8 protein-coding genes are annotated in these 12,773 nt (G+C 63.7%); 4 read left to right on the forward strand and 4 right to left on the reverse strand.

Going from position 1 to position 12,773, the window contains the following annotated elements:
* Positions 1 to 15 precede the first annotated feature (15 nt).
* The 3 genes from GSQ73_RS07245 to GSQ73_RS07255 are packed head-to-tail and all read right to left on the reverse strand — an operon-like array spanning position 16 to position 3,114.
* Positions 16 to 1,287 (reverse strand): MFS transporter, encoded by a 1,272-nt coding sequence (locus GSQ73_RS07245; RefSeq protein WP_158882548.1) that lies wholly within the window; start codon positions 1,285 to 1,287, stop codon positions 16 to 18.
* Positions 1,284 to 2,402 (reverse strand): cell division protein ZapE, encoded by a 1,119-nt coding sequence (zapE, locus tag GSQ73_RS07250; RefSeq protein ID WP_174236071.1) that lies wholly within the window; start codon positions 2,400 to 2,402, stop codon positions 1,284 to 1,286. Before zapE ends, GSQ73_RS07245 begins: the two co-directional genes overlap by 4 nt.
* 25 nt (positions 2,403 to 2,427) lie before the next feature.
* Positions 2,428 to 3,114 carry an alpha/beta family hydrolase gene (locus GSQ73_RS07255; RefSeq protein WP_158882550.1) on the reverse strand — a complete coding sequence of 229 codons (687 nt, stop codon included), beginning with the start codon at positions 3,112 to 3,114 and terminating at the stop codon, positions 2,428 to 2,430.
* Positions 3,115 to 3,174: 60 nt separating this feature from the next.
* Here GSQ73_RS07255 and GSQ73_RS07260 point away from each other — a divergent pair, with 60 nt between their 5' ends.
* The gene (locus tag GSQ73_RS07260; protein WP_158882552.1) at positions 3,175 to 3,768 is read left to right on the forward strand and encodes an ACP phosphodiesterase; all 594 of its coding nucleotides are present in this window, start codon (positions 3,175 to 3,177) and stop codon (positions 3,766 to 3,768) included.
* A 77-nt stretch (positions 3,769 to 3,845) separates the two neighbouring features.
* Here GSQ73_RS07260 and GSQ73_RS07265 read toward each other — a convergent pair whose 3' ends face one another.
* Complete coding sequence (locus GSQ73_RS07265) at positions 3,846 to 4,343, reverse strand: c-type cytochrome (protein WP_174236078.1); 498 nt, start codon at positions 4,341 to 4,343, stop codon at positions 3,846 to 3,848.
* 517 nt (positions 4,344 to 4,860) lie between these two features.
* Here GSQ73_RS07265 and GSQ73_RS07270 point away from each other — a divergent pair.
* The 3 genes from GSQ73_RS07270 (at position 4,861) to GSQ73_RS07280 (ending at position 12,705) form a co-directional block, all read left to right on the forward strand.
* Positions 4,861 to 6,114: an efflux RND transporter periplasmic adaptor subunit gene (locus GSQ73_RS07270; protein WP_158882556.1), complete on the forward strand. Its 1,254-nt coding sequence runs from the start codon at positions 4,861 to 4,863 to the stop codon at positions 6,112 to 6,114.
* Positions 6,115 to 6,199: 85 nt separating this feature from the next.
* Positions 6,200 to 9,439: an efflux RND transporter permease subunit gene (locus GSQ73_RS07275; RefSeq protein ID WP_158882558.1), complete on the forward strand. Its 3,240-nt coding sequence runs from the start codon at positions 6,200 to 6,202 to the stop codon at positions 9,437 to 9,439.
* 119 nt (positions 9,440 to 9,558) lie between these two features.
* Positions 9,559 to 12,705, forward strand: a complete 3,147-nt coding sequence (locus GSQ73_RS07280; RefSeq protein ID WP_158882560.1) for an efflux RND transporter permease subunit — start codon at positions 9,559 to 9,561, stop codon at positions 12,703 to 12,705.
* Positions 12,706 to 12,773 lie beyond the last annotated feature (68 nt).

Below are 12,773 nucleotides of genomic sequence, written 5' to 3' on the forward strand. Positions count from 1 at the left end.
CGTGGCGTTTTGACATCACTCGCGATGCATGTTGCGCCGACGCGGATCGCGATAGACCAGCATCGTTGCGACCAGTCCGCACAACGCCGCGAACGAAAGCCACAGGCCCGGCGCGGCTTTGTTGCCGGTAAGGTGGATCAGCCACTGCGAAATCGCCAGGCTCGATCCGCCGAGCGTGGTCGCAAGGCTGTATGCGAGCGAGAACCCGGCCGTGCGAACGTCCACCGGCATGATCTCGGTGAGCGCCACCACCAGCGCACCGTTGTAGCTGGCGTAGAGAAACGACAGCCACAGCTCCACGCCAAGCAGACGTCCAAATCCCGGCGCGGCAACCAGCCAGTGAAGCACCGGATATGCGGTGAGCAAGGCCAGCACCGTGCATGCGATCAACAATATTCGGCGACCGAAACGATCGGACAGCGCACCCATCAGCGGCAGCCAGACCAGATTGGACAAGCCGATCAGCAGCGTCACCACGAACACGTCCGACTCCGACAGTTTCAGCACTTCCTTGCCGAAGGTCGGCGTGTACGCGGTGATCAGATAGAACGACACCGTGGTCATCAACACCATCGCCATGCCGCTCAGCACAATGCGCCAGTGCGTGATCATCGAGCGATAGATTTCACCGACGTCGGGGCGATGCTTGCGCGCGAGAAACGCTTCCGTTTCCTCCAGCGAGCGACGCAGCAGGAACAGGAACGGCACGATCAGGCAGCCGACGATGAAGGGAATGCGCCAGCCCCAGTCGTACATCGCCTGCACAGGCATCCAGCGCTGCAACATCAGGCCGAGCAACGCGGCGAACACCACCGCGACCTGCTGACTCGCCGACTGCCACGAACAATAGAAACCGCGATGGCCGGGCGTGGCGATTTCGGACAGGTACACCGACACGCCGCCGAGTTCCACGCCCGCGGAAAAACCCTGCAGCAATCGGCCGCACAACACCAGCAGCGGTGCGAGCGCGCCGATCGTTGCGTAGCCCGGCACGGCCGCGACCAGCAAGGTGCCGGCGGCCATCATCGCCAGCGTGAGAATCAGGCCTTTGCGACGGCCGTGATGATCGATGTACGCGCCGAGCACGATCGCGCCGATCGGACGCATCACGAAACCGGCGGCGAACGTGAGCAGGGTCAGCAGCAGCGACGCGTATGCGTTGTGGCTGGGGAAATACGTGCGCGCAATGGCCGAGGCGTAATAGCCGTAGACCATGAAGTCGTACATCTCGAGGAAGTTGCCGCTGACGACGCGGAACACCGCCTTGATGTTTCCCGCGCGCGTCATTCCGCCCGATGCTCCTGCGCCAAGTAGTCCTCGCTCTGCATTTCGATCAGCCGCGATTCGGTGCGACCGAATTCCGCGCGCAGCCGCTCGCCGTCGTAAAGCTCGGTGATCGGCGCGGCGGCGGACAGCACGAGTTTCACGCGGCGGTCGTAAAACTCGTCGACCAATTGCACGAAACGTTTCGCCGCGTCTTCGCTGTAGAGGGTGAACTGCGGCACGTTCGCCACGATGATCGCCGGGCCGGCCTTCGCCAATGCGATGTAATCGGCAACCGCGCGCGGGCCTTCGCATAGCGCGGCAAAATCGAACCAGAGAATGTGCTCGGCGCGCTTGCGGAACGCAATGTCGCGACCGTTGACCTTGATGGCGCCATCCTGTTCCACCGCACCGCTGGCCTGGCTGGCGAAGATGCGTTCCAGCGCGCGATGCGCTTCCGCGCCCGGGGGCGTCAGGTACACCGGCGCCTGCGCCAGCGCGCGCAAGCGCCAGTCGCGCGACGATGCCATCTCCACCACGTGGCAGTGTTTTTCGATCGCGGCGATCGCCGGGAGAAACCGCGCGCGCTGCAAGCCGTCCTTGTACAAGTTCGATGGCGCGGTGTTCGACGTGGTGATGAGCGTGACGCCGCGCTCGAACAGCGCATCGAGCAGGCCGGAAAGAATCATCGCGTCGCCGATGTCGTTGACCAGAAACTCGTCCAGGCACAGCACGCGACAACGATCGGCCAGCCCGGCGGCCACTTCGGCCAACGGATTCTGTCGTTCGCCCAGCGCGCGCATGCTCTCGTGCACTTCCCCCATGAAGCGGTGGTAGTGTCGGCGCAGCGCGACGCCCTGCGGCAGGCTCGCCACGAACAGATCCATCAGGAACGTCTTGCCGCGACCAACGCTGCCCCATAGATACAAGCCCGGCACGGCCGCAACCGGCTCGCTGCCGAGCAGGGATTTTAGCCGTCCAAACAAACCGCCGCCGTTGTCACGCTGCGCGCTGAGTGCGGCATGCATGCGATCGAACTCCGGCAGGATCGCCTGCTGCGCCGGATCGGCTTCCCAGCGATGCGCGGCGATGCCTTCCCGATAACGCGCGCTTGGCGCTGGCGATGGCGTTTCGATCATGCGATGAAAGTGGCCGACGACGACATCAGCTTCTCGCCGGAGGCAGCCAGCCGCGCACGGCGTGCTTGATCGCGCCACGCAGATCCATCAGGCGGCGATGGAAGAAATGACTGGTTTCGGGCATGCGCACCAGCTCGGGCGGATGTTCCAGCGTGTCGATCCAGTCGAATACCGCCTGCGGCTCGACCACTTCGTCCGCTTCGCCCTGCACCACGAGCCAGGGGAATGTCGGCAGCTCGATCTCGTCGAACGGCCAGCGGCCGACCGGTGGCGCAATGCTGATCAGTACATCGGCGTGCAGCGGCACTGCGTTGGCGATACTCACGTAACTGCCGAACGAGAAACCGGCCAGCCACAACGCATCGTCTGGGCGCACGCGTCGCACCCATGCGACGACTGCGGCGAGGTCGGCGCTTTCGCCAACGCCCTTGTCGTATTGACCGTCCGATTCGCCGGCCTGACGGAAATTGAAGCGCACCGTGTCGAGGCCGGATTCGCGCAGCGCGCGCTCGACCATCGTTACCACCTTGTTGTGCATCGTGCCGCCTTCGGTGGTGAGCGGGTGGCAAATCACCGCCACGCCGCGTCGTGCATCGGAAGGGTCGGCGACATCGCTGATGGCTTCGAGCTTGCCGGCGGGGCCGGCGAGCATGAAACTGGCCGCTTCCTCGGGAAAGCGGTCGGGTTCAATGGACAGTGCGGTGGGATTCATGCACGCGATGATAACCGCCGCTCGCGTGCATCGTTCGTCGTCGCGCAGCGAACCGATGTCGTGAACCATCTCGCGCACGCGCTGCTCGCCGGCGACGACGAATGGCTGCTGCTTGGTTCGGTGATGGGCGACTTCGTGCATGGCCCGATCGACGGCCTGGATTTTCCGCCTCGCGTGATCGAGGGCATTCGTCTGCACCGCGCGGTCGACGTGTTCACCGATGCCCATCCGGAAGTACTTGCGGCCAAGGCGCTGCTGCCGCCGCCGTATCGGCGCTACGCCGGCATTCTTCTGGACATGTGGTTCGACCATTGCCTGGCACGTGATTTCACGCGCTGGTGCGCGCAGCCAGTGCGTTCGTACTCCGACGATCTGCGCGCGCTGCTGTGGCGGCACGACGCGCTGCTGCCCGCGAGCCTGCGGCGCTTTCGCCAGTACATGGAAGCCAACGATTTGCCTGCCGGTTACGCCGGACTGGCCACGCTGGATCGCGCGATGGCCGGTATCGGCCATCGGCTGACCCGCGCCAATCCGCTCGATTCGTCGCTGCCAATTCTTGTTGAACGCGATGCCGAGCTGCAGCTGCATTTCGAGGCATTCTTTCCGCAGTTGCAGGAATTCGCGCGCAAGTGGATCGACACGGTCGAAAGCTGACGCATTTTCCGCCACTGCAGGCCAAACGAAAACGCCGCCCATGGGCGGCGTTTGAAGTTGCTTGATCGAGGGGGTTCTTACTTCGCCTGACCCACAATCCAGGTAACAGCTGCCTTGACCTGCGCATCGGTCAGCGCGGGGTTGCCACCCTTGGGCGGCATGAAGTTGCCGTCCGGGCCGTGGTAACCCTCGGTGGCGTGCTTGACCAGCGTATCGATGCCTTCGGCGATACGCGGACCCCACATGCTCTTGTCACCCAGCTTCGGTGCGCCGGCGACGCCGGACGTGTGGCAGCTGGTGCACAGGTGATCGTAGATCGCCTTGCCGTCGGTGGTGCCGCCGTAAGCGACCTGTGACGCCGCAGCCTTGGCGGCGGCATCGGTAGCGGCCTGCATCGCGGCGCGACCCGTGTTGCCGGCGTAGACGTCGCCGGCCGGCGCGATCCGCTCGTTGACCTGCGCGGTCTGGTTCGGATCGGTTTCCTTCGGCTCGTGCTCGTAGATCATCAGTGCCGTGAAAATCAGCACGACGGTCAGCACCATCAACCCACCGATCATGAAGGCGAACTGGCGCATCACGCCCTGATCGGAATTGCTTGTCGGACCGCTCACGCACGTACTCCTGTCGGTGGTCATGTCGCGGACGCCGTGGTGGCGGGCGCGGCAGGCCTGAATCGCTTGTCTGTATAACCGGGCTGGCGAAGCTGCACCGGCATGATTGCCGGTCCGCGCAGGCACGGCATGGAACGTTGGCCGTCCCCAGGACTCTCAGAGGTGTCCGGAAGGCAACCAGTCGCGGATTATAAACGAAGCACGCGGCAAGTTTCAGACTCCGATTTGTTGCCGTAACCATGTCGGTCTCGCGCGGAGTCTGCGAAAATGGCGTCGTGGCCGCATTTACCCTGCCATCGGTCATGGCGGACCCCTGTCAACCGGCATTGTTCAACATCGTTCCACTGGCCCTATGCTTTGATCCCGAGGGAAGTTGCCGGTGCTGCCCGAAGGGGCGAACCGACAAATTTCCGACACGGACATCGCGCACACTGGCGCGCCGTGCATCGGTCAGCCGCACCGTTTAACCCAGGAGTTTTACATGTCGCGTTTTTGGAAGATCGCGTTGATCGTCGTGCTGGTGATCATCGTGGCCGTCGTCGGGTTTCGCCTGTTGCACAAGCCGTCGGCCGATGGCTCGGCGCGGCATGGCGCGCATGACAGCAGCGGCAAGGACAAGGACGGCAAGGATGGCGACGACACGCCGCCGGTTCCGGTTACCGTGGTGCCGGTGGTGCGGCAGAGCGTGCCGGTCTACCTGACCGCGCTGGGCACCGTGCAGGCGCTGAACACCATCACCGTGAACCCGCAGGTCGGTGGCCAGCTGATGACACTCAACTTCACCGAAGGTCAGCCGGTGAAAAAAGGCGATGTGCTGGCACAGATCGATCCGCGCACCTACCAGGCTTCCTACGACCAGGCGATCGGCAAGAAGAATCAGGATGTGGCCTTGCTCGCGACCGCGCGCAGTAACCTCAACCGCAGCCAGGATCTGGCCACCAAGGGCTACATCTCCAAGCAGGACCTGGACACCTTGCGGAATACCGCCGCGCAGTACGCCGCCGCGGTCGCGTCCGACGAAGCCAGCGTGCGCGACAGCCAGGTGCAGCTGGCCTACACCAAGGTGCTGTCGCCGATCGACGGCGTTGCCGGCATCCGTTCGGTCGATCCGGGCAATGTGGTCACCACCACGACCGCCATCGTGACGCTGACGCAGATGCATCCGATCAACATCATGTTCTCGCTGCCCGAGCAGAACCTCGACATGGTGCGCGCCGCATCGCAGAACGGCGTGCAGTTGCCGGTGACCGCGCTCGATCGCACCGACGCACATCCGCTGGCCACCGGCGGCGTGCTGAAGGTGATCGACAACCAGATCGACACCACCACTGGCACGTTCCGCGCGAAATCGGAATTCCCCAACGCGAAGAACGAGCTCTGGCCGGGCCAGTTCGTCAACGTGCAACTGCTGGTCAATACGGTCAGCGGCGGGCTGGTGATTCCCTCGCAGGCAGTGCAGCGCGGGCCGGATGGCGATTATGTCTATCAGGTGCAGGCCGACAGCACGGTCAAGATGCAGCCGGTGGTGCAGGCGGGCGAAGTCGGCGACAGCCACGTGATGATCGGTAGCGGCCTCAATGCCGACGATCAGGTCGTGACCGAAGGCCAGTTCCGCCTCAAGCCGGGCAGCAAGGTCAAGGCGTTGAAGCCTGGCGAAGTGCCGGCCGCGCCGAGCGCTGCCGATATGGACAAGTCCAAGAAGGGCGGCCGCCAGGGCGGTCGTCGCAACCGCTGATCACGCGCGGCATCGCCACGGCGATACCGCAACTGCTACAGGTCAAGACGCGACCTGAGACCGCTTTTACACGTCACGGATAGTCATGGGATTTTCGACCCTCTTCATTCGCCGCCCGATCGCCACCTCGCTGTTGATGGTGGCGGTGCTGTTGCTGGGCATCCTCGGTTATCGCGAACTGCCGGTATCGGCGCTGCCCGAGATCGAAGCACCGAGTCTGGTCGTCACCACCCAGTATCCGGGTGCCAGCGCCAACACCATGGCGGTGCTGATCACCACGCCGTTGGAGCGCAATCTCGGACAGATTTCCGGACTCAGCATGATGAGTTCGGATTCCTCCGCCGGCCTGTCGACCATCGTGCTGCAGTTCTCGATGGATCGCGATGTCGACATCGCCGCGCAGGACGTGCAGGCCGCGATCAACCAGGCCAAGGGCACGCTGCCGGGCAACCTGCCGTACCCGCCGGTGTACAACCGCGTGAATCCGGCCGATGCGCCGATCCTCACGCTCTCGCTGCAATCAAGTAGCCGTCCATTACGCGACGTCAACGACCTGGCCGACTCGATCCTCGCGCAGAAACTGTCGCAGGTGCAGGGCGTGGGTCTGGTGTCGATCGCCGGCAACGTTCGCCCGGCCGTGCGTGTGCAGGTCAACCCCGCGCAGCTGGCGAATCTCGGTCTCACGCTGGAAGACGTGCGCAGTGCGCTCACCGAAGCGAACGTCAACGCGCCGAAGGGCACGCTCAACGGCAAGACCCAGAGCTACAGCATCGGCACCAACGATCAGCTGGCGACCGCCGCGGAATACAAGAGCTCCATCATCAGCTACAAGAACAACGCGCCGGTGCGTTTGTCCGACGTCGCCAGCGTGGTCGATGGCGTCGAGAACGACCAGCTCGCCGCGTGGGCCAATGGCAAGCCGGCGGTTCTGCTCGATGTCCGCCGCCAACCCGGCGCGAATATCGTGCAGACCGTGCAGCAGATCCGCGCCGTGCTGCCGGAGCTGCGAGCCGCGTTGCCGGCCGATGTGCGCCTCGATGTGTTCGCCGATCGCACGGTCACCATCCAGGCTTCCGTGCACGATGTGGAATTCACTCTGCTGCTGACCATTTTCCTGGTCGTCGCGGTGATCTTCGTCTTCCTGCGCAGGCTCTGGGCCACGGTGATTCCGTCGGTCGCGGTGCCGCTGTCGCTGCTCGGCACGTTCGGTGTCATGGCGTTCACCGGCATGTCGCTGGACAACCTCTCGCTGATGGCGCTGACGGTCGCCACCGGCTTCGTGGTCGACGATGCGATCGTGATGATCGAGAACATCGTTCGCTATATCGAACAAGGCAAGGACGGCAAGGAAGCGGCGGAAATCGGCGCGAAGGAAATCGGCTTCACCGTGCTGTCGCTGACGGTGTCGCTGATCGCGGTGTTCCTGCCGCTGCTGCTGATGCCTGGCGTCACCGGTCGTCTGTTCCATGAATTCGCGTGGGTGCTGACGATCGCGGTCGCCATCTCGATGCTGGTGTCGCTGACGCTCACGCCGATGATGTGCGCGTACCTGCTGAAGGCGGACGAGCTGCCCGAGGGCGACGACGCGCACGAACGTCACGCCGCTGTCGGCAAGCGCAACCTGTGGACGCGCACGGTTGACCTCTACGCCAACACGCTGGACTGGGTGTTCGATCATCGCCGCCTGACCATGCTGGTGGCTGCGCTCGCCGTGGTGCTCACGGTGATCCTGTACATCATGATCCCCAAGGGCCTGCTGCCCGAGCAGGACACCGGCCTGATCACCGGCGTCGTGCAGGCCGATGACAACATCGCCTTCCCGCAGATGGAAGACCGCACCAAGGCCGTGGCCGAAGCGTTGCGCAACGATCGCGATGTCGCTGGCGTGGCGGCGTTCATCGGCGCGGGCACCATCAACCCGACCTTGAACCAGGGCCAGCTCAGCATCGTGCTGAAGGATCGCGGCAAGCGCGATGGCTTGGACAAGTTGTTGCCGCGACTGCAGCGGCTGGTTGCCAACGTGCCCGGTGTCGCGCTGTACCTGAAGCCCGTGCAGGACGTGACGCTCGACAGCCGCGTGGCCGCCACCGAATACCAGTACACGATGTCCGAAGTGAACTCGGCCGAGCTGGCGAACTACGCCGGCCAGATGACGCAGGCCCTGCGTCAGCGGCGCGAGCTCGCCGACGTCGACAACAACCTCGCCAACAACGGCAACGCGCTCAAGCTCACCATCGATCGCGAAAAAGCCAGCCGTCTCGGCGTGCCGGTGCAGACCATCGACGACACGCTGTATGACGCCTTCGGCCAGCGCCAGATCTCGACCATCTTCACCCAGTTGAACCAGTATCGCGTGGTGATGGAAGTCGCGCCGGATTTCCGCTCCAGCGACGATCTGCTCAACAAGCTGACCGTGCGCGGCAACGGCAACGGCGCGCTGACCGGCAGCACCGCCACCAGCTTCGGCCAGTTGAAGTCGAGCAACTCGGCGACGCCTTCGGGCATCGGCAATGCCGGCAACGTGGGTTTCCAGATCGGCGCCGGTGGCGGCATTCCGTTGTCGTCGGTGGCCAGTGCGCAGATCACCAGCGCGCCGCTGGTGGTCAGTCATCAGCAGCAGTTGCCGGCGGTGACGCTGTCGTTCAACGTCGCCGAAGGCTATTCGCTTTCCGATGCGGTCAGTGCGATCCACGACGTCGAGGCGCAACTGAAATTTCCGCCGCAAGTGCGTGGCGAATTCGTCGGCAAGGCAGCGGAGTTCAACTCCTCGCTCGGTGATGAAGTGCTGCTGCTGCTCGCCGCGATCGTGGTGATTTACATCGTGCTGGGCGTGCTGTACGAGAGCTACATCCACCCGTTGACGATCATCTCCACGTTGCCGCCGGCCGGTGTCGGCGCGTTGCTGGCATTGATCCTCTGCGGCATGAGTTTGTCGGTGGACGGCATCGTCGGCATCGTGCTGCTGATCGGCATCGTCAAGAAAAACGCGATCATGATGATCGACTTCGCGATCGAGGCGCAGCGCACCGGTATGAACGCACGCGACGCGATACGCCGCGCCTGCCTGCTGCGTTTCCGCCCGATCATGATGACCACCGCCGCGGCGATGCTTGGCGCCTTGCCGCTGGCGCTCGGCAACGGCATCGGTGCCGAACTGCGCCGGCCGCTGGGCGTGTCGATCGTCGGCGGTCTGCTGCTGTCGCAGCTGATCACGCTGTACACGACACCGGTTATTTATCTCTACATGGAACGCTTCTCGGACTGGCTGGCAGCGCGTCGCGAGCAGCGCGCGCTGGAGCGTGCACGCGCGAGCGGAGTCGCGTGACGGCTGCTACGATCGCCACGATGGCGATCAACCTTTTCGCGGCTGCAACGTTGAGATCGGATGACTCCTTCACGCGCTGCCTGTCATAACGTGACAGGCAGACCGATCAAGCGCGATCCATGAATATTTCCGGACCCTTCATCCGCCGACCGATCGGCACGTCGCTTCTCGCGATCGGGCTCTTCGTGGTCGGCATGATCAGCTACTTCCTGCTTGGCGTGGCTGCTCTGCCGGACATGCAGTTCCCGGCCATCTTCGTCCAGGCCCAGCAGGCCGGTGCGGATGCCAACACCATGGCATCGACGGTGGCCGCGCCGCTGGAGCGGCACCTGGGCCAGGTGCCCGGCATTGACACCATGCGGTCGTCCAGTTCCGAAGGCAGCACCTCGGTGTTCATGATGTTCGCGAACGGCACCAATCTCGATTCGGCCGCGCGCGAAGTGCAGGCGGCGATCAACGCGGCGGCCCCGGATCTGCCGACCGGCCTCAACGGATCGCCGAGCTACGAAAAAGCCAACCCCAACGACGACCCGATCATCGCGCTCGCCGTGACGTCGGAAACGCAGTCGGCCGCCGACCTCTACAACGTTTCCGACACGCTGCTCGCGCAGCGCCTGCGCCAGCTTCCCGGCATCTCATCGGTGGATATTGCCGGCGCGGCGACGCCGGCGATCCGCGTCGACGTGAATCTGCGCTCGCTCAACGCCATGGGCCTGTCGCCTGATCAATTGCGCAATGCGCTGGCGGCGGCCAACGTGACTTCGCCCGAAGGTTTTCTTTCGGACGGCAAGACCACCATGGCGGTCAGTGCCACCACGCAATTGAATACCGCGGACGATTTCGCACAACTGGTGATCGCCACGCACAACGGCGTGCCGGTGCGTCTGTCTGACGTGGCGAATGTCTACGCAGGCCAGCAGGATGCGTACCAGGCGGCGTGGTTTCACGGCAAGCCGGCCGTGCTGATGTACGTCTACAAGAAGGCCGACGCCAACGTCATCGCCACCGTGGATCTGGTCAAGGATCAGTTGCCGTTGCTGCGCGCGTACCTGCAGCCCGGCACGGAGATGAACTCGTTCTTCGATGGCACGCCGACTATCCGCGCGTCATTGCACGAAGTGCAGGCCACGCTGCTGATCAGCCTGGCGATGGTGGTGCTGACGATGGCGCTGTTCCTGCGCCGACTCGCACCGACGCTGATCGCCGCGATCGCCGTGCCGCTGTCGCTCGCCGGCGCCTTCGTGGTGATGTACATCCTCGGCTACACACTCAACAACCTGACGTTGCTTGCGCTGGTGATCGCCATCGGCTTCGTGGTGGACGATGCGATCGTGGTGATCGAGAACATCATCCGGCACATCGACGACGGCATGACGCGGATGGAAGCGACGCTCGCCGGTGCGCGCGAGATCGGTTTCACCATCGTCTCGATCACCGCGTCGCTGGTCGCGGTGTTCATTCCGCTGCTGTTCGCCGGCGGCATCACCGGCATGTTCATGCACGAATTCGCCGTGACTCTGGTCGCGGCGATCGTGGTATCGGCAACCATTTCGCTCACGCTCACGCCGTCTCTCTGCGGTCACTTTCTGAGCGGTCACGCGGAACATGGGCCGAACAAGGACAAGCCACCGTCGCGGCTATCGCGCGCGCTCGATGGTTTCCACGAGCGCATGGTCGGCACGTACACCAGGGCGTTGAATTTCTCGTTGCGTCACGCATTGCTGTTTTCGCTGACGCCACTCGTGCTCATCGGACTCACGTTCTTCCTGTTCGGCGTGGTCAAGACCGGTCTGTTTCCGCAGCAGGACACCGGCCTGATCGGCGGGCGCGCCAGCTCCAGCGCCACCGTGTCGTTTGCCGAAAGCGCTTCGCGCCTGCAGCGACTCACCGCAATGTTGCTCGCCGATCCCGATGTCGCACAGGTGGGTTCGCGTCTGGGCAGCAGCCGGCAAGGCACCAGCGGCATGTTCAACATCGATCTGAAGAGTTACGCGCAAGGCCGCAAGGACGATACCTTCGCAGTACTCGCGCGGCTGAGCGCGAAGGCAGCCAAATATCCCGATCTCAACCTGCGGCTGCGACCGATCCAGGATCTGCCCAGCGGCGGCAGCGGCGGTACAAGCCAAGGCGCGCAGTATCAGATTTCACTGCAGGGCGACAACCTTGAAGAGCTGCAGGAATGGCTGCCGAAGCTGGTGCTCGAGCTGAAGAAAAACCACAAGCTGCTCGATGTCGGCTCCGACGTCGACGAAGCGGGCCTGCGCCAGAACGTGGTGATCGATCGCGACAAGGCCGCGCGTCTGGGCGTTGGCGTCGGCACCATCGACGATGCGCTCTACGATGCTTTCGGCCAGCGTTCGGTGTCCACGATCTACTCGGACATCAACCAGTACAAGGTCGTGGTGAATGCATTGCCATCGCAGACCGCCACGCCCGATTCACTCAATCGCATCTACGTGCCGGCAGCCAGCGGCGAGATGATTCCGATCACCGCGTTCACCACGCAGGTGCCCGGGCTCGCGCCCTCGCAGGTCACGCACCAGAACCAGTTCACCACGATGGACCTGAGCTTCAATCTCGCACCGGACGTGAGCATGGGCGAGGCACTGCAGATCGTGCAGGCGACCGCGAACAACATGCGCATGCCCGGCGATATCAAGCTCAATGTCGGCGGCGATTTCCGGCGCTTCCAGCAATCGCAGAGCGGCATGTTGTGGCTGGTGCTGGCGGCGGTGATCACCGTCTACATCGTGCTCGGCATGCTTTACGAAAACCTGATTCATCCGGTCACCATCCTGTCCACACTGCCCGCCGCCGGCGTCGGCGCGTTGCTCGCGCTGTGGCTTACCGGCACCGAACTTTCGGTGGTGGCGCAGATCGCGCTGGTGCTGTTGATAGGCATCGTCAAGAAAAACGCGATCATGATGATCGACTTCGCACTGGTCGCCGAACGCGAACACGGCAAGACGCCGCTGGAAGCTGCGCGCGAAGCATGCATCGTGCGATTCCGCCCGATCATGATGACCACGATGGTGGCGATCCTAGCCGCGTTGCCGATCGCCATCGGCTTGGGCGAAGGTTCCGAATTGCGTCGTCCACTGGGCATCGCGCTGATCGGCGGCTTGCTGATTTCGCAGAGCCTGACCCTGCTCAGCACGCCGGCGCTGTATGTGATTTTCTCGTGCCTGGCGGCACGCCGGAAAGCGTGGTCCGCGCGGCGGCGCGAGCGCAAGGTCGCCTCGTTGCAACTGCCACAGCGTACGTAATGTCACGAAAGTGCGCGTGAATCCCAAGGATGAATATTGCAAGTCACCGCTCACGGGCCGTTAACCTG

The sequence above is a fragment of the Rhodanobacter sp. L36 genome (assembly GCF_009765755.1).
Taxonomy (GTDB): Bacteria; Pseudomonadota; Gammaproteobacteria; order Xanthomonadales; family Rhodanobacteraceae; genus Rhodanobacter.